Below are 22,444 nucleotides of genomic sequence, written 5' to 3' on the forward strand. Positions count from 1 at the left end.
GTTGCAGCGAGTCAAGGATATGGGGCAACCTGCGACTCGATTAGTAACTATCTGGGCTGATGGGGGCTTTGATGGTGAACCCTTCCTCAGGTGGGTGATGGATTGGTGCCGTTGGATTGTGCAAGTCGTGCTGCGTCCAGAGCAAACCAAAGGGTTTGTGGTGGTCAAAAAGCGGTGGGTGGTGGAGCGAACGTTTGGTTGGTGGATGGAGAATCGGCGTTTAGTCAGAGAGTATGAACTATTACCCCAAACCTCAAAGACCTTTCTTTACCTATCAATGATCCGTATTATGGTGAGACGATTGGCATAAATGCCACCCCTTCATAGCTTTTTAAACGTCCTCTTAAGGTTTACTTTCTAAATTAGCTCTTATGGTCAGGTGTGTCTCCAGTCGTGAGTCGAATTTCTCCGTTTACATATTCATGGTGTTCCTCCGAAGTTACTTCAAATTCCAGATATTTTTCACCGGTAGGCGAAAGCTCCCCTGTGAAGGTGCCGGTTAAGCCAACATGCTCAGGGGCAGTTCCATCGGTGCTGAGGTTGTGCTGTCAGCCTGATAGGCTTCCAGGTTGAACGCATCGACTTCGATCGCATCCTGACGGGCCAGGGATGCAGCCCGCACCAGAGCCATATCCGCTGCTGTGATCAGGCCCAGTTGTAATCCCTGCTCTGACAGCATTTCTGGTTTACCGGCTGGGAGTTGTCCCGATCGAGTCGCAGCTTTCAATTTCTGGACAATGGGCTCGGCCTGATGCATCAGCTCAGAAGCCCTTTCCAATCGCCCCAGAGCCTGATCTGGGCCATGGGGCAGGTAGATGCCTGTGGTCAGCCGATCGCGGGCCGGGCCGGGTTGCTGCAACTTCTGGGCTACCTGACTGCCCAAAGTATCTGAGGGTAGGGTATCGATCGGGTTCAGTCGCCAGCCCATCCGAACGGGTCCCCGCAGCAGCATCCCTAGTCCTGGCACTGGCAAATTGGCAAACAGCCCGTCAAAAGCCTCCTGGATCTGGGCCAGGGTATATTGCAACGCCCAGTGCACTAGAGCCAAATCCTCCACCTGGCGACCTTCAGCCTCAAACCGGCGCAGGGTGGCCGTACCCAGGTACAACCAGGTGAGCACATCGGCAAAGCGTCCGGTCAGGTTTTCGCGCCGTTTTAGCGATCCGCCAAAGGAAAACAGGGCCAGGTCAGTCAGAAAAGCAAAGGTGGCTGAGGCCCAGGCCAGCTTGCGGTAGTAGGGGGCCAACGGTCCTCGAACCGGCGATCGGGCCAGCCCGCCCCTGGTCAGACTCAGCAGCCCCAGCCGCACCCCATTTCGTAGGAAGGATGTCAGGTGGGACCAGAAGGCTCGATCGAAGGCCGCCACATCCCCCTGTCCCAGGGCCTGAATCTCAGCATAGACGTAGGGATGGCAGCGAATCACCCCCTGGCCAAAGATCATCAGGGTGCGGGTGAGGATATTGGCTCCCTCCACGGTGATGGAAATTGGGGTCGCCGTGTAGATATTGGCCAGTAGATTGCGGGGACCGCGACAGATCCCGGCCCCCCCCAGAATATCCATGCCATCGTTGATCAGCTTGCGGGCCAGTTCCGTGGTGCTGTACTTGGCGATCGCCGAGACCACCGCTGGTTGTTCTCCCTGATCCACGGCACCACAGGTAAACAACCGGGCCGCATTGATCAGGTAAGTCAGCCCCCCGATTCGAGCCAGAGGCTCCTCAATCCCTTCAAAGCGTCCGATCGACAGACCAAACTGCTGTCGGACCACTGTGTAATCCCCCGTTACCCGTGCCACCAGTTTGGCCACGCCGGTACAGGTGGCTGGGAAACTGATGCCCCGCCCTGCTGCCAGGGATTGCATCAGCATCTTCCACCCCTGACCGGCCTGTTCCACCCCACCGATAATGTGATCGATCGGCAGAATCACGTCATGGCCTTCCGTCGGGGAATTGTAGAACGGCACCCCCATTGGATCATGCCGCTGGTTAATCACCACACCGGGCGTACTCGTGGGCACCAGGGCACAGGTAATTCCCAGGTCCTCCCCCTGGGCCAGCAGGTTATGGGGATCTCGAAGCCGAAACGCCAGCCCCAACAGCGTTGCGATCGCCCCCAGGGTAATGTATCGCTTCCGCCAGTTGAGGCGCAGATAAAGCCCCCCATCCTCGCCCCGGAACACCTCCCCCTGGGACACCAGACTGGCTGCATCCGACCCGGCATTGGGCTCCGTCAGGGCAAAGCAGGGGATCTCCTCTCCCCGTGCCAGTCGGGGCAGATAGTGACGTTTCTGTTCTGGTGTGCCATAGCGGAGCAGCAGTTTAGCCGGTCCCAGGGAATTGGTGACTCCAACCGTCGCCACATGGGTGAAGGAGCGGGAGGCCAGCTTTACCATCACCGCACTGTAAGCCGTATTGGAAAACCCTAATCCTCCATACTCCGCCGGAATCATCATGCCGAAGAACCGTTCCTGCTTCAGGGTGGCCCATACTTCGGGTGGTAAGTCTTGGCGCTGATAAATCTCCCAATCCGTTGCCATCTGGCAGATCCGTTCTACTGGCCCCTCCAGAAACGCCTGCACCTCTGGGGAGAGGGTGGGATAGGGTTCACTGAGTATGCGATCGAAATTCGGGTCCCCTGTGAAGAACTCTCCTTCGATCCAGACATTACCGGCTTCGATCGCCGCCCGTTCTGTCTCAGAAATGGTAGGCAGAAGTTTCAGGGATTGGATCACCTTGACGATCCAGGAGGTGACAAGTCTCTGGCGTAATCCTGGCAGTAGAAAAATCAGGAGAACGGTGGAGAAAAGAATAGTCAGAACAATAGGGAGGATCATGGGGATGGCTCCATAGTTGGTTGAAGGGGTAATTGCAGAGACACAGAGAAATCCCTCTGCGGTGCATCAGGCCAAAGATTCAAACACACCTGCCGCGCCAATGCCCCCACCGACGCACAGGGTGACCAGACCGTACCGCACCCCACGCCGGTTCATTTCGTGGAGCAGGGTGGCGGTGAGTTTGGCTCCGGAGCAGCCGAGGGGATGGCCCAGGGCGATCGCACCTCCATTCACGTTGACGATCGCTTCGTTCAACCCCAGTTCCCGAATCACTGCCAGGGATTGGGCCGCAAAGGCTTCGTTCAATTCAATTAAGCCAATATCCTGCAAGGTCAGGCCCACCTGTTTCAGGACTTTGGGAATGGCAACCACGGGACCAATGCCCATGATTTCCGGGGCCACCCCAGCGACGGCAAAGCCCAGTAAGCGGCCCAGGGGTTTTACCCCCAACTGATGCAGCATCCGCTCACTCACGAGCAAGCTGGCGGCGGCTCCATCGGACATCTGGGAGGAGTTCCCGGCGGTGACGGTGCCTTTGGCATGGAACACGGGCTTCAGTTGGGCCAGGGCTTCCAGGCTGGTATCGGCGCGGGGGCCTTCGTCTACCTCAAACAGGGTTTCTCGGGTAATGCGTTCACCATCGCTGTAATGGATCTCTCGAAGCTTCACCGGGACGATTTCGTCCTTGAACCGTCCAGCGGTCTGGGCGGCGATCGCTTTCTGGTGCGATCGCAGGGCAAAGCCATCCTGATCAGTCCGCGATACCTGGAACTGTTCTGCCACTTTCTCCGCCGTCAGACCCATGGTGATGTAGGTTTCTGGGGCTTCTGCCAGGAGTTCCCCGTTGGGCAGGAAGTGATGGCCTCCCATGGGAATCAGGCTCATGGATTCGGCTCCACCGGCGACCATGACATCGGCATGGCCTGCTGTGATTGCCTGGGAAGCCATGGCGATCGCCTGTAAACCAGAGGAACAGAGGCGATTCACGGTACAACCAGCGACCGAATCGGGTAATCCGGCCCGCAAGGCCACCACCCGTCCCAGGTTAAATCCCTGTTCGGCTTCGGGCATGGCACAACCCAGAATCAGGTCGTCGATCTGGTTCGAAACCAGTCCCGGCACTTGGGCGATCGCCCCTCTGACGGCGGCTGCCCCCAGATCATCGGGTCGGGTATAGCGCAGCGTTCCCCTGGGAGCTTTGCCCACGGCAGTCCGAACGGCGCTGATGATATAGGCGTTATTCATAATTCAATTCCTCAGTGGCTTCTTCGTCTTCAGCATGTGCAGAATTCGCTCCTGGGTCTTGGGCTCATCCACCAGGGGCAGGAAGTTGTCCCGTTCCAGCGCCAGCAGGTACTCATCCGAGACTTGGGCCGGAGCCGTCAGATCGCCGCCGGTCAGGACGTAGGCGAGGCGATCGGCCAGGGCTCGATCATAGGCTGTGATATACCCCCCTTCGTGCATGACATAGGCCATCAGTTGCAGCACCGCTCTGGCGGATTGCCCCAGCACCGGAATGGGGTTCTGGGGGGGTGGGGTGTAGCCCAGACGATCAAGGCAGATAACCTGGTGCTTGGCCGCATCCAGGCGACGATCGGCGTTCATGACTACAAGGGTTGTGGGGGGTAGAAACCCCAGCTCGATGCCTTCCTGGGCACTGTTGGACACCTTCGCCATGCCGATCGTTTCAAACACCCGCTTCACGAAGGGTAGGATGTCGCTGGGGGCATCCGTCAGGGCACGACTTCCGGCCCAGCGAGCCATCCGCATCAGGCCACCCCCTGCCGGAATCAGGCCCACGCTCAGTTCCACCAGACCGATATAGGTTTCGGCGTCCGCCACCACATGGGGACAGGCCATGGCCAGTTCGCAGCCCCCGCCCAGCACCCGCCCCTGAATCGCAGCCACGATCGGTTTGTGGAAGTAGTAAATCTGCTGCACCAGCTTCTGGAATTTGCCCAACAGGTCTGCGATCGCTGGATGGTGATGGCTGAAGGGATTCAGGTTTTCCATCTGTACGATTTTGCCCACTTCCGCCAGGTTAATGCCGACGCAGAAGTGATCCCCTTCGTTGCCGATCACCATGCCCCGATACTCGTCGTGGGTGTCGAGCCAGGTCATCACCTCAATCAGACCGTCGATGACTTTACCACTGAGGGTATTGGCCTTGGAGCGAAATTCATACAGCACCACCCCATCCCCCAGATCCAGCAGAGCGGCTTCGGCATTCTGCCAGAGGGTCGCCCTGGGGTTGGCTTTGATCGTCGCCAGGTGAATTTCGTCCTCAGGGATTTCCAGAGACTGATACCCCTGACCAGGAACATACACCCTGCCATCGGCTCGGTAGAAGCTACTCCCCTTTTCCTGGCCCAGGGCTTCCACCCAGGCAGGCAGTGTATATCCGGCCTGGTGTAAATCGGCCAGCACCGGGGCGAACCCCAGGGCATCCCAGATCTCGAACGGTCCCATCTGCCAGCCAAAGCCCCAGCCCATGGCCCGATCGATCTCGACGGGTCGATCGGCAATTTCGGGAATCCGGTTGGCACTATAGGCCAGAGTCGCCAGGGTAGACTGACGGAACCAGGCCCCCGCCCGACTCTTCTGGTGGTACAGCTTTTGCAATCGTTCGGTCAGATCGGGCAGTTTTTCGATCGCCTCCAGATGGCCCAGATTCAGAGACTGGGGAGACTCATAGGCTAGGGTTTTGGGATTCAGTGATCGGATTTCCCCCGCCACCTTTTTGTAGAATCCCTGACCGGCCTTAGCCCCCAGGGACCCCGTTTCCACCAGTCGATGCATCAGCTCTGGCACCCGGAACATCTCCCGGCTTTCGTCCTGGGGAATGGCTGGATAGAGGTTCTCCACCACATAGGTGAGGGTATCCAGACCCACCAGATCGGCAGTGCGGAAGGTGGCAGATTTGGGCCGTCCCACCAGGGGTCCTGTCAGGGTGTCAATCTCTTCGATCGTGTACCCTTCCTCCGTCAGGGCTTTCAGCCCCAGCAGGGTGCAAAACACCCCAATCCGGTTGGCAATGAAATTGGGGGTATCCTTGGCCAGCACCACCCCCTTGCCCAGATGCACCCGGCCAAACCACTGCAACCGGGCCAGCACCTGCGGATCAGTATCGGCAGTGGGAATCAACTCCAGCAGCTTCAGATAACGGGGCGGATTGAAGAAATGAGTCCCCATGAACCGTCGTCGGAAGGGTTGGGAGCGCTCCTGGACGATCGCCTGAATCGACAGACCACTCGTATTGGTGGAGACGATCGTCTCCCAGCTCACCGTTTGCTCCACCCGCGCCATCAGCTCTTGCTTCACCGGCAGTCGTTCTACCACTGCCTCAATCACCCAGTCCACCGTTGCGAGGCGATCGAAATGCTCCTCGAAGTTACCCAAAATCACCCGCTGGGCCGTTTGTTCTGTGAAGAAAATCGGTGGAGATTGTTTCAGGGCCTTTTTGAAAGCTCCTTCCACCACCCCATTCTTTCCCCCGGAGGTCGCTGGAATATCCAGGAGATGAACCGTCAGACCAGCATTTGCCAGGTGGGCCGCAATTTGGGTTCCCATCACCCCGGCTCCCAGCACAGCAGCAGTGCGAAATGGTTTAAACATCATCAGTTTCCTCAAATGCAGCAATTTAGATGTGCGTCAGCGATCGGGCATAAGTCGGACAGGTGAAAAGGGGAGAGTTGGGCAGAGAGACAGGCTCCGGCTCTCCAGGTCTTTCTGGTTGTGGGTCATTCAAATACAGGGCGGCAATTTCCCTGGCAAACTGCTGGAGCACTCGTCCCCGATCGACGCTCCCATCCGGCTGCAGCAGCCCGTTTTCCACCGTCCACTCCCCATCCAACAGCCTGAACCGTTTCACCGTGGACCAATCCGGCAGGTGACAGTTGGCCGCATCAACCAGGGCCTGATACAGGGCCAGGATGCTGGGATGATGCAGCCAGAATTCCTGTTTCAGATCAAGATTCAAGGATTGGACTTCCACCTGCAGGGCTGCCCAGTGGGGCACAATCAACAGCCCACAGAATTTGCGGTTTGCCCCCACGGCGAGGGCATGGGCCACTAGGGGCGATCGGGTCAGAGTCTGCTCCAGCGGCAGAGAAGAGACATATTTTCCTGTCGTCAACTTAAAGAGAGACTTCTTCACCCCCGTCAGACGCAGCAATCTATCGGGGGTGATTTCCCCCAGATCCCCCGTATGCAACCAGCCTTCCCCATCCATGACCTGTGCCGTGGCTGCTGGATCCCGGTAATAGCCCTGCATCACGAACGGTGCTTTGACCAGAATTTCCCCATCAGTTGCCAGGGCCAGATCCACCCCTGGAATCGGCACCCCCACTGTCCCAGCCCGGTTGTAACGGCCCCGGTTATAGCAGAGCACTGCACTGGTTTCCGTCAGACCATAGCCCTGTAGCACCGGAATGCCAGCCGCCGCAAACACATTCGTCAGTTCCGCAGACAGGGCTGCTCCCCCCACAATCAGCGCTTTGAGGCGATCGCCAAAAATCGATCGCCAGCGGGCAAACACCAATCGATCGGCCAGCTTCAGTTGCCAACCATAGAGGGCCGAGAGTGGTTTTCCCACTTCATAGCGGTGCGCCAGTTTCATTGCCCAGCGAAATACCGTGCGGTCAAAAGAACCAAACCGATTTTCCTGATCCAGCATCCGCTCATACAGCTTCTCCAGCAAGCGGGGTACCGCAATCAGAATCGTTGGATGCACCAGCTTCAAGTGCCGGATCACCTGCTGGGGATTTGAGAAATAGATACTGTGCCCATAAGCCAGATGGCCATACAGAAACGCCCGGGCAAAGATATGGGTCAGCGGCAGAAACAGCAGCGCCACCTCCCTATCTCCCGCTTGCAACCCCGGAAAACTGGAAAACGCCGTCAGAATATTCGACGTAATATTTTCATGACTCAGCATCACCCCCTTTGGGCGCTGCGTTTCACCTGCAATATAGAGAATCGTCGCTACATCCTGAGCCTCGATCTCATCCCGCAGCAACTGGACTTCCTCCGCCGACCACAGTTCTCGCCCCCATGCCTGCACCCTTTCCAGCTCCAGGACCTGCAGAAACAGCGGCACTTCTCCAGCCCCCTCCACCTCCGCGCTGTCGGGCCTCTGGGGTACTCCATCCGTCTCCATCAACAATACGAACCGCAGATCCGGCGCATCCCACAGGTAAGGCATCACCTGTTTCAGCAACATCCGATTCGAAACCACTAGGGCCCGTGCCTCGGTGTGTTGCAGGATAAACAGAATATTCTCGATCGTCTGTGTCAGATCAATCGGCACATCCACCAATCCAGCCAGCAAACAAGCCATATCCGCAGTACAGAATGGGAGGTCACTGTGCATCACCAAAGCCACCCGATCGCCCCGCTCTAACCCCAGAGAACGCAGCCCCAGAGCCAGTTCCTCCACTTCTCTTCGAAAAGCCACATTGGAAAGACTCGACCAGCGGCGCATCTGCCACTGATTCAATGCCCGTTCGTGAGGGTAGCGATCGCAAGCGTCATCCAGTAGCGAAGGCAAGGTTCGCCCCAAAACCAGACTGCCAGAGTCCGGTGGAGCAGGAAAAATCATCAATGTTGTCATAGCTTTTAGAAGCGTGAATTCCGCTTCGGAGAACTCTGAAGTGCGAATCCTGATCGGGTAGTAGAGTCAGATGGTCAGTGGAATCAACTGCCGGAGAAGCAATTGTGGAGAGGAAGAGGCTTAGGTTTGAGACCTATCTTTCTCACGCCAGATCAGATGGGGAAAGCAACGTTTAACTGCAAAATTGAGCCAAGAATCCACTTGAATTGCTCATTTTTTAGAGAATTCAAAAGCCTCATGATGCAATAGTTAAGCAATAATAGAGTGCAGGATTATAAGCTAAAGCAGCTCATAATTCTCAGGAAATAACGATTCAACCATCTACCTTTGCAACTTCGGATTACAAAAAATCGATGATTGGTGCAAACTGGATTCCTCTACTAAAATTCTTCGATGGTTGAGATTTTAGGAACAAAAAAGACTGAGTTTGCGCAAAAACCTGGGATGGATGACCAGAAGAAAGGTGCTTCTGAAATCAACCAGGTATTGCAGATCAGTCTTTGATCCAACTATAACGTGTCACTTTTGGAGAGATGAGAAATGATACGTGCCGTAAAAAAGAATTGTTAAGAACTTCATGATAAAGGGTGATAAATAACGACTTTGAAGTTGAATTAGTGATGAAAGCATGACAATAGTAATAAAAGTTTTTAAAAACCTCATCAGATTGATAGCTGTTACTCAGCCTGACCTGCAGGGCAATGAACCCGGCAGGATGACTGGATGGGGTCTCTAGCGGTATGTCGATCGAGCCAGTGAACCATATCCCTGACAATCTGACAGGTGTTTGAATCCTGGTGCAAATCATGGAAGGCACCCTCATACTCCCGCTGTTCTTTATCCCTGATCGGAATCTGCTCAAATAGAATCCGGCTCCCTTCGGGTAAGGCCACAATGTCCTTACTACCATGAACAGTCAGAATTGGACTTTGCCAGTGGTGCAGGTGGGTCTGGACCCAGTGGCTAGCTTGCAAAAATTCGGTTGCCAATCGGGCAGTCCCCTTTCTATGGCGCAGGGGGTCTTGTAGATAGGCAGTCCCTCTCGTCCTGTGGGATCCGGCATTTTCCGGGATGCCCGTATTCAGGCTAAAGCGTGGCCAGACCTGGGACAACATCTGACCGATCGCTAACCGTAGGGGGGGCACTCCAGCCGGTTTCAATGCTGGAGCCATCGTGATAATTCCGGGGAGGGAACTGGGCGATCTCAGGGCGTAGTCGAGAACAACAACGGCTCCCAGGCTATGGCCCAACATAAAGCGGGGTAGGGTAGGGTGCTGATGGCCCATCACCTGCCATAAACTGTCCACATCTCCCCGGAATTCAGCCCAACTGTTGATATACCCGCGCTGACCAGGCGATTTGCCATGTCCCCGTAAATCCAGGCCATAAACTCCATAGCCACAGGGGACGAGGATTTGGACCATATTCTCGAACTGACCACTGTGACTGCCCAAACCGTGGATCATCCCGATCGTGGCTTTAGCTGGGGTCTGGGGCAACCAGCTTTGGTAGTACAGAGATAAGCCATCCGGACTCCTGACCTGGCCTTCAATGTGTCGCATCATCCTGGTTACCCTCCGTTATTTTCCCTGGGCTCTATGGGGTTTTCCCACTCTTGTAATCTATGATCTAGCTCTGGTCTAGAAGTCTGATTGAGGAGCCAGAAGGCAAAAGGAGGAGAACTGATAGCACTTGCATAAGCAGCACTCAGGTAAGGTTCTGCATCTTCTCGTTGCAGCAGGTGTTGATTAAAAAAGGCAAGGCTAATAGCCTGGATGTATTGTTCAAAGGGCACTTCTGTGGTGATGCTAGGGATTTCGGGCGAGGTCTTGATTTGCAAATTTAGGGTGCTGATCAGGCGTTTCATATCTTGAATGTGAGATTTCCCCTGCATCAAGGCCAGATAGAAGTGGGGGGCAGTCAGCCAGCGGAACAGGCGTACCTGCTCCAGGACGAGTGGAGCCGCCACATCCTGATTACCGGCTATGAGCAAAACAGGAACCTGGATGGGGGCAATTCCCTGGGGGCCAAACAACTCACTCCCGACGGCATCGATCGAAATTACCGCCTGAATCCGATCGTCCCGAAAGTCATAGGTCTGGCGCGGTAACCCCAGGGCCTGACATTGCAACAACAGGGAAATATTGGGATTCCGACGGGTTAGGCCACAGGCTGGTTCCAACTGATCAAACTGCAAATCGGCTCCAGCCAGGGCCAGGGCAGTGTAGGCTCCGAAGGAACACCCCATCACTCCCACCTGACTCAGGTTAAGCCTGCCTTCAAATCGACTCAAATTTTGTCGTTCCAGTTCATCCAGAAGTGCCCTGACCGCCAGGGGTCGATCGATAAATTCGGTCAACTGAAAAACCTCTTGAGAATTGCCAGAGAGGAGATTCCGCAACTGCTCCACATCACTTCCAGGATGGCAGGGAGCCACCACGAAGTACCCATAAGATGCCAGATGCTCAGCATAGGTTGCCAGATCTTCCGGGGCAGATGCTAATCCATGGGATTGGACAATCACCGGGATGGGACCGATCGGCCAGGGGTCTGGCTGATAGCACACAACTTGTAACTGGGTCAGCCAGTTAGAACCAGCGGTTTGTGGTCCTGCCTCCAACCTCAGATTAAATTGCTTCACCGGGTAAGGACCCGGTCGCCGCAGTTCTGGTAAGCCAGCAACCTCGATCGTGGGCAGGGTTTGGGCCTCCGCAGCAGCCAGTTCTCGCACAATCTCAAGCGTTGCCTCGGCTGCTTTTAATAGCCATTCGACCTGTTTGGTTGTGATCAGCAGTTGTTCGAGATTGGGCTGAATACTGTGAGGAGTCCGACGCAAAAAGCTGAGGAAAGAAAATCCGTCTGGATCTGCAGCCATCTGTAACAGGAGATCCTGCAGCGCATGCTTCTGGTTCTGAGTTCCGGGCAGATGGAAAAATCGTGCTAACCAGCCCAGCAAGTCATTCCCCACCGATGTATGCAGGAACCGTTGCAACTGGGCTGGGTTCACCTCTAGCCGGGTCCGGAGAATGCGACGACACTTGGCCTGATGCACCTTATGGGTTTCCCCTAGGTAAATTTCACAGGCTTTATGGGCCACGTAGGGGAGTTTTTGTGCTTCCAGAAATCCCCGAGTTCGGCGCAAGACCTGCAACAGAAATGCTTTGAAATCCTTACGTACAGTCTTTCCAGCGTTGGAATCGACCTGCTTGGGTGGAGAGTTGACGAAGCCCATAGCATACCTGCCAGCCAGCAAATGCCGTCGGTTCCTCTCCTCCTACTATCATGCCGCAAAAAAAATGGCCGAGATACAGTTGACATGAATTGAGACATCGGGTGAGGCATTAGGCGATCCTGCAGTGCCGGGGCGAGAAAAGATAGGCTCCGGATTTATAGCGCTTGACGCTTGAGTCACGACAGCCACTCCAGCCAGGACTAATTCCCAGAAAGTCTCCCAGCCGTTGAACTGGATGCCATTCAAGGGAGAACGGCTATCCCTTGAAATTTGGGATCAGAAGATCTGAATATGCCTCTGATAAGCAGGTTGAATGGGCATTTCCTTACTGGGAGGGGCTACGAAGACCAGGGACTGTAGTATGGTGAATTTTGGCTGGCGCACGATCGTCCTTCTAAACTATGGCGTATTACATTGCTCCTCGTTTTCTCAACAAACTGGCTGTTCATATCACCAAAAACTTCCTCAATTTACCGGGGGTAAGAGTCCCCCTCATTCTGGGGATTCATGGGCATAAGGGTGAGGGCAAATCCTTTCAGTGCGAACTGGTGTTCGAGCGGATGAAAGTGGAAACCGTGCACATGTCTGCTGGGGAACTGGAAAGCCCGGATGCCGGTAATCCCAGTCGGTTGATTCGCCTGCGCTATCGGGAAGCCGCAGACCTGATCAGTAAGCATGGCAAGATGGCAGTGCTGATGATCAATGACCTGGATGCAGGGGCAGGTCGGGTTGATTCGGGCACCCAGTACACGGTGAATACTCAGTTGGTCAATGCTACCCTGATGAACATTGCCGACAACCCGACCAATGTGCAACTGCCCGGCAGCTACGACGCTGAGCCATTGCCCCGAGTGCCTATCATTGTCACTGGTAATGACCTAGGCACCCTGTACGCTCCTGTAGTCCGGGACGGGCGGATGGAAAAGTTTTACTGGGAGCCTAATCGGGACGATCGCCTGGGCATTGTCGGCGGAATTTTTGAGCCAGATGGGCTGTCTGCAGCCCAGATTGAGCAACTGGTAGATCGCTACGAGGGCCAATCGATCGACTTTTTTGGGGCCTTGCGATCGCGGATTTATGATGAACAGGTGCTGTCCTTCATCACCACCGTTGGCTTTGACAAAGTGGGCTCCAGGATTGTCAACAGTAAGGACAAGCCCCCTAATTTTCAGGAACCGGACTTTAGCCTGCCCCACCTGTTCGAGCAGGGAGACTTAATGGTGAAAGAGCAGCAACGCTTGCAGGAACTGCGCCTGGTGGATGCCTACAACCGGGTACTTTCCGACTTTCCCCGCCGGTCTAACATGGCCCCAGGCACATCGCCCCGAGCTGGAAATGGTCCCATTGCAGGGGTATCCAGCTATCCAGCCACTATGCCTGACAACCCTCAGTTCGACCCGATCAGCGCTTCCAGACAACAGGGTGACATCCCCTCTGAGCGCAAAACAATACTGGCTCCAGCGGTGGTCGAACAACTGCGGCGTCTGTTAGCCCAGGGCTATCGAATTGGGGTGGAGTACGTTGATCCGCGGCGATTTCGCACTGGATCTTGGCAGAGCTGTGCTTCCATCCAGACGCATGATGAAGCAGAGGCGATCGCCATCCTGGAAGCCTGCCTGACGGATCACAAGGGGGACTACATCCGCCTGTTTGGCATTGAGCCCAGGGCCAAACAGCGGGTGCTAGAAAGCATTATTCAGCGTCCCTAGAAAGTAACATTGTGTTACAAGTGTATTTCACTTTGTAAGGATTTCTGTGACTTTCGATACCAACCCGATAAACTGAATTTCCAGTTAACAAAACAGTTGTCAGGCAACAGGTAACAGCCAGCAGTTAACTCTGGATGGCTGCTAGCTCTTGTCTTTCAACGGCTTACTGTTGTCACTGGAGAGGTTTTGATGGTTCCTTTAACCTGGTATGACTATCTGATGTTCTCCTCTTTCATGGCTTGCTTGATCGGTCTGACTGTCCTGTTTATGTCAGATAGTGAAGGGACGAGTGAGGCTGAAGCGACAGAACGCCTGTTATTCCGGGGGGCTTTTGCCTGCTGGATGGTTTATGCCATCTGTTTTCGAATGTTGAAAGTGGAAATGGTTACCGAACCTCTGGCCCTCATGTCTCTCCAGATCTCAGCTGGGATTTCCTACCTGCTCACCTTTTCCTGCGTCCTGGCTTTCCCCCTGCATCATCTCTCGGCTTCTTTGAAGCAGGTTGAATAATCTATCCCAATGAAATATCCAGCAACATCATGATGATGAATCCCAGCATGATGCCGATCGTCCCTTCCCGCTCCTGTCCCCGTTGATGGGATTCTGGAATGATCTCATCACAGATGACAAACAGCATGGCTCCGGCAGCGAAAGCCATGGCCCAGGGTAAAATCGATCGGGTAAGGGCAATCAGGCCAATCCCCACCAGGCCACCGATCGGTTCCACTAGGCCGGTTAGCAAACTCACTCCCAGGGCAAACCCGGCGGCATAGCGCTCAGCGGTTAAAGCCACGGCCACCACCAATCCTTCCGGCATATTCTGGAGGCCAATTCCTACGGCTGTGGTAATGCCTTCGCTGGGACCTCCCCCAAAGCTGACCCCGACCGCCAGTCCTTCCGGGAAATTATGCAGGGTAATGGCGGTAATAAAAAGCCAGATGCGGGCCAGGTTGCGGGTGTTGCAGCCATCGCACCCTTTAAAGAAGTGCTCATGGGGAAAGAAGCGGTGAGCCAGGGCTAGAAACAGGCCCCCCAGGGCAATCCCGATGGCCATAATCGTGGCAGCCCCTGCTTTGGAATAGCCCAGGCCGATCGCGGCTTCTGTTCCCGGCACAATCAGGGAAAAGGCGGTCGCAGCCAGCATCACCCCGCCGCCAAAGCCCAGCAAACCGGCGACCCAGCGCTGACTTAGCTTATGGGTCACTAACACAGGGAGTGCGCCAATAAAAGTGGCTAGACCCGCGAGCAGGCTGGCCAGAGAGGCTATTGCAAATTCATTCATAAGGCCCCATTAAACTGGTTTTCCCGAATTTTGGAACATTCCCAGGCTTTGAGGCGCAAGAACCACATTATTTCTTAATGAATCACTGCAGCTAGGGTCGATCGATTATTCTCATAATGTTGCCTTCAAAGATTCATGCGGCCTTGCAATGCGAAAACTCATTAAAGGTGTTCATCAGTTTCAAAGCACTTACTTCAAGACCCATCGGGAATTTTTTGAGGAACTGTCGAAAGAGCAGCATCCTCGCATCTTGTTTATCACTTGTTCCGATTCGCGAATTAACCCCCATCTGATCACCCAGACTGAACCTGGAGAACTCTTTATCATTCGCAATGTAGGCAATATTATTCCGCCCTATGGTGCTGCAACTGGGGGGGAAGCAGCAGCGATCGAGTATGCGATCGAAATTCTCGACATTCGTGAAATTGTGGTCTGTGGCCATTCTAACTGTGGTGCAATCCAGGGGTTGTTTAAGCGCCAGACAATTGGTTCCCGGCTCCCCTCCCTCTCGGAGTGGCTGAAGTATGCCGAATCTACACGCCGGGTGGTGGAGGAGAACTTCCAGAACCTGGAGGGGGATGATCTGGTCAATGCGGCGATCGAAGAACATGTCCTGATCCAGATCGAAAACTTGCGCACTTACCCCTCCGTTAATTCCAAGCTCTATCGGGGGCAGCTTAATATCCATGCCTGGGTTTACAAGATCGAAACGGGTGGAGTCTCGGTCTACAGCACCGAACGGTGTAATATCGAGGCGGAACATGAACCTGTAGACCCATCCACCATGTCCCCCGTTACCCATTAGGGGATGATCGCGCCAGGGCGATCGATCGTGCTAAAGCAGCCCAACATTCCCCCCAAAACGACCCAAAGCCATATCCGGCAGCGCGAAAAACGGGGCCATGATCTGCCCAAACCACCACCAGGGTGAGGGCAAAGAAAATCTGGTGCAGTCGGCTCAAGCCCATCTGTTGCCAGACGGGTCGCCCCTGGCGCAAAATGCGCAAGGCTTCCGATTGAAAGGCCACGTGCTGATTTTCATCATGTAGGATTTGGATACAGATCTGCCGCAACAGCGGCGAGGGTGTGGCATCCCGCAGCGCTTTGTAGTAGACCGTTGCCACCAGTTCAGCCGTGAGTAGTACCATCAGTGCCGTTTCCAGGTTAATCAACCGACGCAGCCTTCGAAATGCGGCATCAGACCAATCGTGACGGGCCAGGGGAATGGCTTCCCGCTCCATGAACCGTCCCAGATCCCTGGCGTGGCGCTGTTCCTCTCCAATGAAAAGCTTCAAGGTTTCAGCGTAGGTTGGGTCACCCCTGCGGACTGTTTCAGCCCGGGCCATCTTCATCAGATGGGACCCCTCAGAGCTTTCTCCCAGTTGAAACTTCTGGATGGACTTGGCGATTGTCTGGCGGTCCTCGTCCGTCAATCGATCCAGAACATCCCAGGGGATGGGGAGCAGATGCTCCCGATTGGAGCGAAAATAGCACAGCCAGTTGGCCAATACCCCGGTGTCAGGGATGACAAGACCTGCCCCTGATATCGGGGGTGTCTGAATACTGCTCATGTTGTTCTCCTGAATGATCTCCCGGATCCGCGATCGCCAAACAATCACGAACTCCCGCTTTCGGTGGGGATACAGCGATCAGGGAAATGAGTCCTGAAATTCTCCGTTTTCTTGATAGCAGGGCAATACTATATGAAGATGAACTCGTATCGAGATCGGCCATGATGAGTAATTCTACGGGTAGTGTGATTAATGGCACCGCCACGGAGCAATGGCCCACTTTCTGGGAGATTTTGCAACGGCTGCATCGGGAAGGAATTTACCTGCATCCAGAGCAACTGGCCGAATTCATGCTCTGCCATGGCCTGCCCGTAGACCTGCGCTATGTTCCGCCCCACCTGCAACAAAAAGCGCAGGCTCTGAATGCAAATTATCGGGGCGATATGGCGAAATTGAGTCAAACCATTGATGATCAAAACTGGTTTTTAGAAGATTTAGCAGCGAGCTATGAGCGACCTAAAGGTGAACAAAAACGATATTGCAGACCTCGAAAAGTCCGATAGGGAAGAAGGGGCTGGACTCACAGCAGCCCAATACCGGCAGAAGATGCAGCGTCGGAAGGAAGTCCAGGCCCAGAGAGTTGCAGAACGATCGCTGGAAAAAGGGCTGATTATCGTTCATACGGGCAATGGCAAAGGCAAGACAACCGCAGCCCTGGGGATGGTGCTGCGATCCCTGGGCCATGGTTATCGGGTGGCGATCGTTCAGTTCATCAAGGGAGCCTGGGAGCCAGCCGAGAAAGCAGCCTTTGCCCCCTGGGGAGAACAGATTGAGTTTCATGCCTTGGGGGAAGGGTTTACCTGGGAAACCCAGGACCGGGAACGGGATGTTCAGAAAGCCCAGGAAGCCTGGGCTATGGCTCTCAACTTGATTCGGAATCCGGCAGTCCGATTGGTGCTGCTGGATGAGGTCAACATTGCCCTCAAGCATGGATTTCTCTCGGTAGCCCAGGTCTTAGCCGGTCTGGAGGAGAAACCGGAGGATACCCACGTCATTTTGACAGGGCGAGGGGCTCCAGCCGAGTTAATCGATCGGGCTGACCTGGTGACGGAGATGACCCTGATTAAACATCCCTTCCGGGAACAGGGGGTAAAAGCCCAGGCAGGGATTGAGTTTTAAACAATCCATCGCCGAGATCTTCCCGAATCATGACCTTTTTGCTCTCCCTTACATCTGAACTATCTCAGAAGGGTGCCAACCATCGGAGTTGATTGAATTAGTTTGTCCGTACTATGATTTTGAAGGAGGTGATCAAACGCAGACAAATCAGCCCCTGAAGGAATTGATAAAATTGAAATCTTGAGTAGATACAGGTACTGAAGTGGCTGCCATTGAAGGCTTTAAGGTCAAAAACTACAGGGCTTTGAGAGAAATTACTCTAGGTAAAATGTGGAATACCCAAGACAGAGACCCTCTTACACCTATGACAGCCGTTATCGGCAAAAATGGTGTAGGCAAAAGTACGCTCTTCGATGCTTTTGTCTTCCTTTCGGACTGTCTGAGGGGAGGTGTTGAAGAGGCCTGTGATGCTCGAGGGCGCGGCGGTTTTGAGAGAATTCGCTCTCAAGGTCAGTCAGGTAGTATCGAATTTGAAATCTATTACAAAGAAGGAAGTAATGCAAGGCCAATCACCTACAATCTGGCCATCGATCTGGACTCCACTGGAAGACCTTATGTGAAACAAGAAAGACTCCGACAAAGGCGGAAAGGCCAAAAGACTGGATGGCCTTTTTCTTTTCTCATCCTCAATGAAGGCAAAGGTGTGGCTTGGAAAGGCGAAGAAGAAGGCAAACAAGTAGATGAACATGGGGAGCAGTTTGATTTACTTAAACTGATCGAAAGGATACGAAAAGGTGAAGCAGAAGAAGAGAGTAAGGAAACAGAAGTTGTAGAGCTGAGTGATAAAAGAAAACTTGGAATTGCAACTTTAGGGGCTCTAAAACAGCATTCCCGAATTTCCTTATTCCGAAAATTTATCGAGGGATGGTACCTGAGTTACTTTACACCTGATGCAGCTAGAAGCCTTCCCCTTGCTGGTCCTCAAAAGCATCTCAATATTCATGGCGATAATCTTGGGAATGTCGTCCAGTTTATGGAGAGAGAGCATCCCCGGAAGTTTCAATCTGTTCTGGATAGGATTTCCAAAAAAATACCAGGCGTACAAAAAATCAACACAGAAAAGAGCTTGGACGGAAGATTATTATTAAAGTTCAATGATAGAGGTTTTCAAGATCCGTTTTATGTTCAGCAAATGTCAGATGGAACTCTTAAAGTATTTGCCTATTTACTACTTCTTGAAGACCCTTCTCCACCACCTTTTATCTGTATCGAAGAGCCAGAAAATGGTTTATATCATAAGCTTTTAGAAACACTGGCTCAAGAATTTCGAGAGCATGCTACAGGCCACCAGGAAGGATCTCAAATCTTTATTACTACACATCAACCCTACTTCGTAGATGCTCTTGAACCTAAAGAAGTCTGGGTCCTGAAGAAAGGGGAAGATGGTTTTTCTACCATTAAACGAGCCAGCGAAAACCCTGTTATTAGGAATCTTGTTGATCAAGGTTTACCGGTGGGTGGTCTTTGGTATAGCGACTACTTAGATGAAAGGTGATTGGATGCATTTTGATGTTCTGATTAAGGATGCTTCTGGTAAAGCTGCGCTCGAAATTTTGATGCAAAAGATTATTGGCACTGCCCATACATTTACAATCCACTCCTATAAAGGAATAGGACATATCCCGAAAGGACTAACATGTTCATCTGATCCCAAAAAACGGATTCTGCTTGATCAGCTCCCAAAGCTGATTCCAGGTTTCGGTTATACCCATACTGGCTATGGTTCCAGCTATCCCGCTGCACTCATTATCATTTGTGATCTTGATGACCGGTGCCTCAGCATTTTTCGTAAAGAATTACTCGATTGTGTTGATAAATGTACTATTAAACCAAAGACCCAGTTCTGTCTTGCAATTGAGGAAGGAGAAGCCTGGTATTTAGGTGACATTGATGCGATCAAGGCTGCCTATCCCGAAGCTAAAGATGCAGTTTTGAATTCCTATGCTAACGACGACATCTGCGGCACTTGGGAAAAATTAGCGGATGCAGTCTTTCCTGGTGGGGCTCAAAGTTTATCGAAACAGGGTTGGTCGGTAGTTGGCAAGGAGAAAATGGCTTGGGCCGAGAATATTGCCCCTCACATGGATATAGACAGAAATCAATCCCCAAGCTTTTGTTATTTTCGGGATAAGCTTCGATCTCTGGGCGCTTCATAAGGTTAACCATTCCTTGTATGCAAATCCTCTCCCTCGACCTCAAGAACTTCAAGATTCACCAGGAAAGGCATTTTGACTTTCAAGCGGGCACCAATGCCATCTCGGGAGAAAATGGAGCCGGGAAGACCAGTCTGCTGGAGGCGATCGCCTGGGTGCTGTTTGACTACAACAGTGGCTATACACTGGCGGACCTGATTCGCAACGGGAGTAAAAACGCAGAAGCGAAGGTGAGTCTGATTTCCAGTCAGGACGGGGATGTGTATCAGGTCTGTCGATCGGCCAGCAAGAGCGGTAGCAGCTACAAGATTTTCAAAATCGAGCCCCAACTGGAAAACCTGGGTCTGGAGAAAAAGGAAGATGTGTTGCCCTGGTTGCGACAGCATCTCGGAGTCCCTCCGGAGACGGAACTGGCGGATCTGTTCAAGAATACGATCGGCATTCCCCAGGGCACCTTTACCCTGGATTTTTTGAAGACACCAGAAGAACGGAAAAAAGTCTTCGATCCCATTTTGAAGGTGGAGGATTATCGGCAGGCCCACAGCCTCTCCTCGAAACTGGAGACCTATGCTGGAGCCCAGGTCAAAGAACTGGACCAGGAGATCGCCCGTTACCAGGACTCTCTGGCAGACTGGGAGACCTGGCAAAAACAGCACCGCCAACTCGCGGCTGAGATGGCTCGGCACGATGCTGAATTGGCGCAACTCCTGCTGCAAATACAGGAACTGACGGCCCAGATGGAAACCATGGCAGCCCAGGCGGAGCAGATTCGGCAGTTCCAACAACAGTTGGAACTCCTCCAGACCCAGATCGACGAGAAACACGTTCGACTGCAAGAGCGGCAGGCGGCAGTGGCACAGGCAAAAACAGCCGCTGCGCTCTGCGATCGCTATCGCACTGATTATGAGGCGTTCCTGCAGATCGATCGCACCCTGCAGAACCTGTACCGCGACCGTCAGGCGCAGACCAAACTGGAGCAGGAGCGGACGGGCTGCGAAGCTTCCCTGGGGCGGATGAATGTGGCCCTGGCGAAGCTGGACGCTCGTTTGGAGGTGTTCAAGGCAGTCCGATCGGAGATTGCCCAACTGGACCCCCAGATTGAGCAACAGGAGGCTCTGGAGCAACGGTTGCAAGTCCTTGGCCAGCAACTCCAGGTTCTGCTAACGGTTGAGGCCCAGCTCAGCCGCCTGCAGGTTGAGCGGACCGATCGCCAGAGGGAACTTCAGACCCTGCAAAAAGAGATGGGGCGGATTTGCCAGTTGGAACCATGGGTGTCTCGCATTCCTGCTCTGGAGGGGCAAATCCAGCGCTACCAGGAGCAGTTGGGGCGGCTCGGAGCGGCCCAACAGTTTGCAGCGGAGATCCAGCACTTGGTGACGATCGGGCGCAAAAAAGGACAGACCTACACCGAGCAGGTGCAGGCGATCGAACGGGTTTTGCAGGAGATTCAGCAGGCGGTCCCCCTCTTCAGCGGTGAAGTAGCCTCTGCTCTGACGGTCTTCCAGGCTGGTGTGGATCTGACTGAGGATATATTGACTCAACTGGAGCAGATCCTGGCTGACCTCTCCAGTCAGATGGACGAACCAATGCTGCAGAAGCAGCTTCGGAGTCTGCAGGGGGAACTCACTACGGCTCAGAAAGCGGAGTTGGAGTTTGCCACCCTGACGGAAAAGAATCACCGGGAGTTGCAGTTGCAGGAGGTTCTGCAGCAACTGACGGCGGAGGTACAACAGATAGAGGAGCAACTGTCGGGACGATCGCCCCTGATCACGGAGCAACAACAATTGGCCCAGCAACTGCAGGCCTTGAATGACCCCAGGGGACGCAAGCTCTGGTCTGAACAGCAGCTCCGGGAGGAATCGACGGTACAGGCGGAGGCTGCAGCTCACCTGAAACAGCAAGGTGCCTTGCAGGCTCAACTGGCGCACCTCCAGCAGCAATTGGCCCCGATGCAGGCCTTACAGGTCCAAATTCAAGATCTGGAGGCTCGTCGAAATCAATATCAAGAGGGCTATCGACTGACCCTGCACAATCAGAAAGAGGCTGAGAGCTTATCGCAACGGCAGCAGGATCTAGATACCACCCAGGCAGAAATCACCAATCTGGATCAGCAACGGCAGCAGCAGAAACAGGCCCATGAGGCGTTGAGTCGGGCCTATGACCTGCAACAGTGGGAAACGCTGCAGGCGGCCCTGGAGGAGCGGAAAAAGCAAAAGTATCAGTTAGAGGGCGGATTACCTGGGAAACGACAGGACCTGGCTCGCCTGGAAGAAGGACTCCGTCGGTGTCAGCAATGGGCTCAGGCCCGCGATCAAGCCCAAGCGATATGGGTGCAAAAGGACCAATTGCAGCGGTTCATTAAAACTGCCCGCGAGGTCTTTGATGGTGCGGGTCCCCGTGTGACTCGTCTGTTTACCCAGAAAATTTCTGGCGAGGCCGATCGCATCTTTCGGGAACTGATGCACCGCCCTGGTGTCAATCTGGAGTGGACAGAAGACTATGAAATTCGGTTGCAGGAGGCAGGCAATTGGCGGAGCTTCAAAAGCCTGTCCGGGGGAGAACAGATGTGTGCAGCTCTGGCTGTGCGTCTGGCCCTGATTCGAATTCTGGCTGATATTGATATTGTGTTTCTGGATGAGCCGACCACCAATATGGATGAAACCCGGCGCAAGCAGTTGGCCCAGGCTGTTGCCAACGTGACGAGTTTCCGACAGCTCTTTGTGATCAGTCATGATGACACGTTTGAAAATGCTGCTGATTCAGTCATTTTTGTCGATCGGGAGGAAGAGGCCTGATGGAACCTCAGGAACGCTTCTAGAACTTGGCTGAGGGGGATAAATTATCCTGGTTTACCAGAGGGCTTGAGGTATAACGGATCCAGAGTCTGATCAAGCGTGAGGTCCCCGGTGAATCAGTTCCTGAAAGTTGCTTCTG

At 53.8% G+C, this 22,444-nt stretch carries 17 protein-coding genes; 9 read left to right on the forward strand and 8 right to left on the reverse strand.

Annotated elements, in window-relative coordinates; translation table 11 throughout:
- Nucleotides 1–310 (forward strand): transposase (locus BST81_RS26005; RefSeq protein WP_143780509.1); only part of this gene is annotated, 310 nt, incomplete at its 5' end.
- Between the two features lie 189 nt (nucleotides 311–499).
- On the opposite strand, the gene BST81_RS26010 is transcribed toward BST81_RS26005, so the two are convergent.
- From BST81_RS26010 to BST81_RS26035, 6 genes are all read right to left on the reverse strand, one after another.
- Nucleotides 500–2,833 carry an acyl-CoA dehydrogenase gene (locus BST81_RS26010; protein ID WP_075601425.1) on the reverse strand — a complete coding sequence of 778 codons (2,334 nt, stop codon included), beginning with the start codon at nucleotides 2,831–2,833 and terminating at the stop codon, nucleotides 500–502.
- Nucleotides 2,834–2,899: 66 nt separating this feature from the next.
- A complete protein-coding gene (locus tag BST81_RS26015) occupies nucleotides 2,900–4,078 on the reverse strand; it encodes an acetyl-CoA C-acyltransferase (RefSeq protein ID WP_075601426.1) in 1,179 nt (392 codons plus the stop codon).
- Between the two features lie 3 nt (nucleotides 4,079–4,081).
- Nucleotides 4,082–6,451 (reverse strand): 3-hydroxyacyl-CoA dehydrogenase/enoyl-CoA hydratase family protein, encoded by a 2,370-nt coding sequence (locus BST81_RS26020; RefSeq protein ID WP_290439462.1) that lies wholly within the window; start codon nucleotides 6,449–6,451, stop codon nucleotides 4,082–4,084.
- 22 nt (nucleotides 6,452–6,473) lie between these two features.
- Complete coding sequence (locus BST81_RS26025; RefSeq protein WP_075601428.1) at nucleotides 6,474–8,444, reverse strand: long-chain fatty acid--CoA ligase; 1,971 nt, start codon at nucleotides 8,442–8,444, stop codon at nucleotides 6,474–6,476.
- A gap of 677 nt (nucleotides 8,445–9,121) precedes the next feature.
- Nucleotides 9,122–10,009: an alpha/beta hydrolase gene (locus tag BST81_RS26030; RefSeq protein ID WP_075601429.1), complete on the reverse strand. Its 888-nt coding sequence runs from the start codon at nucleotides 10,007–10,009 to the stop codon at nucleotides 9,122–9,124.
- 5 nt (nucleotides 10,010–10,014) lie between these two features.
- The gene (locus BST81_RS26035) at nucleotides 10,015–11,676 is read right to left on the reverse strand and encodes an alpha/beta hydrolase (protein ID WP_075601430.1); all 1,662 of its coding nucleotides are present in this window, start codon (nucleotides 11,674–11,676) and stop codon (nucleotides 10,015–10,017) included.
- Between the two features lie 401 nt (nucleotides 11,677–12,077).
- On the opposite strand from BST81_RS26035, the gene BST81_RS26040 reads away from it, so the two are divergent.
- Together BST81_RS26040 and BST81_RS26045 are read left to right on the forward strand one after the other, a co-directional pair.
- Entirely contained in the window at nucleotides 12,078–13,385 is a 1,308-nt protein-coding gene (locus tag BST81_RS26040) for a ribulose bisphosphate carboxylase small subunit (RefSeq protein WP_075601431.1), read from the forward strand.
- A gap of 189 nt (nucleotides 13,386–13,574) precedes the next feature.
- Entirely contained in the window at nucleotides 13,575–13,895 is a 321-nt protein-coding gene (locus BST81_RS26045; protein ID WP_075601432.1) for a hypothetical protein, read from the forward strand.
- A 1-nt stretch (nucleotide 13,896) separates the two neighbouring features.
- On the opposite strand, the gene BST81_RS26050 is transcribed toward BST81_RS26045, so the two are convergent.
- Nucleotides 13,897–14,667, reverse strand: a complete 771-nt coding sequence (locus BST81_RS26050; protein WP_075601433.1) for a ZIP family metal transporter — start codon at nucleotides 14,665–14,667, stop codon at nucleotides 13,897–13,899.
- A gap of 148 nt (nucleotides 14,668–14,815) precedes the next feature.
- Here BST81_RS26050 and BST81_RS26055 point away from each other — a divergent pair, with 148 nt between their 5' ends.
- Nucleotides 14,816–15,472, forward strand: coding sequence for a carbonic anhydrase (locus BST81_RS26055; protein WP_075601434.1), 657 nt, complete (start codon nucleotides 14,816–14,818; stop codon nucleotides 15,470–15,472).
- Here BST81_RS26055 and BST81_RS26060 read toward each other — a convergent pair.
- Nucleotides 15,462–16,238 carry a ferritin-like domain-containing protein gene (locus BST81_RS26060; RefSeq protein WP_083637102.1) on the reverse strand — a complete coding sequence of 259 codons (777 nt, stop codon included), beginning with the start codon at nucleotides 16,236–16,238 and terminating at the stop codon, nucleotides 15,462–15,464. The genes BST81_RS26055 and BST81_RS26060 overlap by 11 nt on opposite strands.
- A 161-nt stretch (nucleotides 16,239–16,399) precedes the next feature.
- Between BST81_RS26060 and BST81_RS26065 the strand changes: the two genes are divergently transcribed.
- The 5 genes from BST81_RS26065 to BST81_RS26085 all read left to right on the forward strand — a co-directional run bounded on the left by BST81_RS26065 (nucleotide 16,400) and on the right by BST81_RS26085 (nucleotide 22,305).
- Entirely contained in the window at nucleotides 16,400–16,741 is a 342-nt protein-coding gene (locus BST81_RS26065) for a hypothetical protein (protein WP_143780510.1), read from the forward strand.
- Nucleotides 16,686–17,357, forward strand: a complete 672-nt coding sequence (gene cobO, locus BST81_RS26070) for a cob(I)yrinic acid a,c-diamide adenosyltransferase (protein WP_075601436.1) — start codon at nucleotides 16,686–16,688, stop codon at nucleotides 17,355–17,357. The genes BST81_RS26065 and cobO overlap by 56 nt, the downstream gene beginning before the upstream one ends.
- A gap of 202 nt (nucleotides 17,358–17,559) precedes the next feature.
- Nucleotides 17,560–18,852 (forward strand): AAA family ATPase, encoded by a 1,293-nt coding sequence (locus tag BST81_RS26075; RefSeq protein ID WP_171974858.1) that lies wholly within the window; start codon nucleotides 17,560–17,562, stop codon nucleotides 18,850–18,852.
- A gap of 4 nt (nucleotides 18,853–18,856) precedes the next feature.
- Entirely contained in the window at nucleotides 18,857–19,513 is a 657-nt protein-coding gene (locus BST81_RS26080) for a hypothetical protein (RefSeq protein ID WP_171974859.1), read from the forward strand.
- Nucleotides 19,514–19,530: 17 nt separating this feature from the next.
- Nucleotides 19,531–22,305 carry an SMC family ATPase gene (locus tag BST81_RS26085; RefSeq protein ID WP_075601438.1) on the forward strand — a complete coding sequence of 925 codons (2,775 nt, stop codon included), beginning with the start codon at nucleotides 19,531–19,533 and terminating at the stop codon, nucleotides 22,303–22,305.
- Nucleotides 22,306–22,444: the final 139 nt, after the last annotated feature.

Origin of the sequence: Leptolyngbya sp. 'hensonii', assembly GCF_001939115.1 — a bacterium.
Taxonomy (GTDB): domain Bacteria; phylum Cyanobacteriota; class Cyanobacteriia.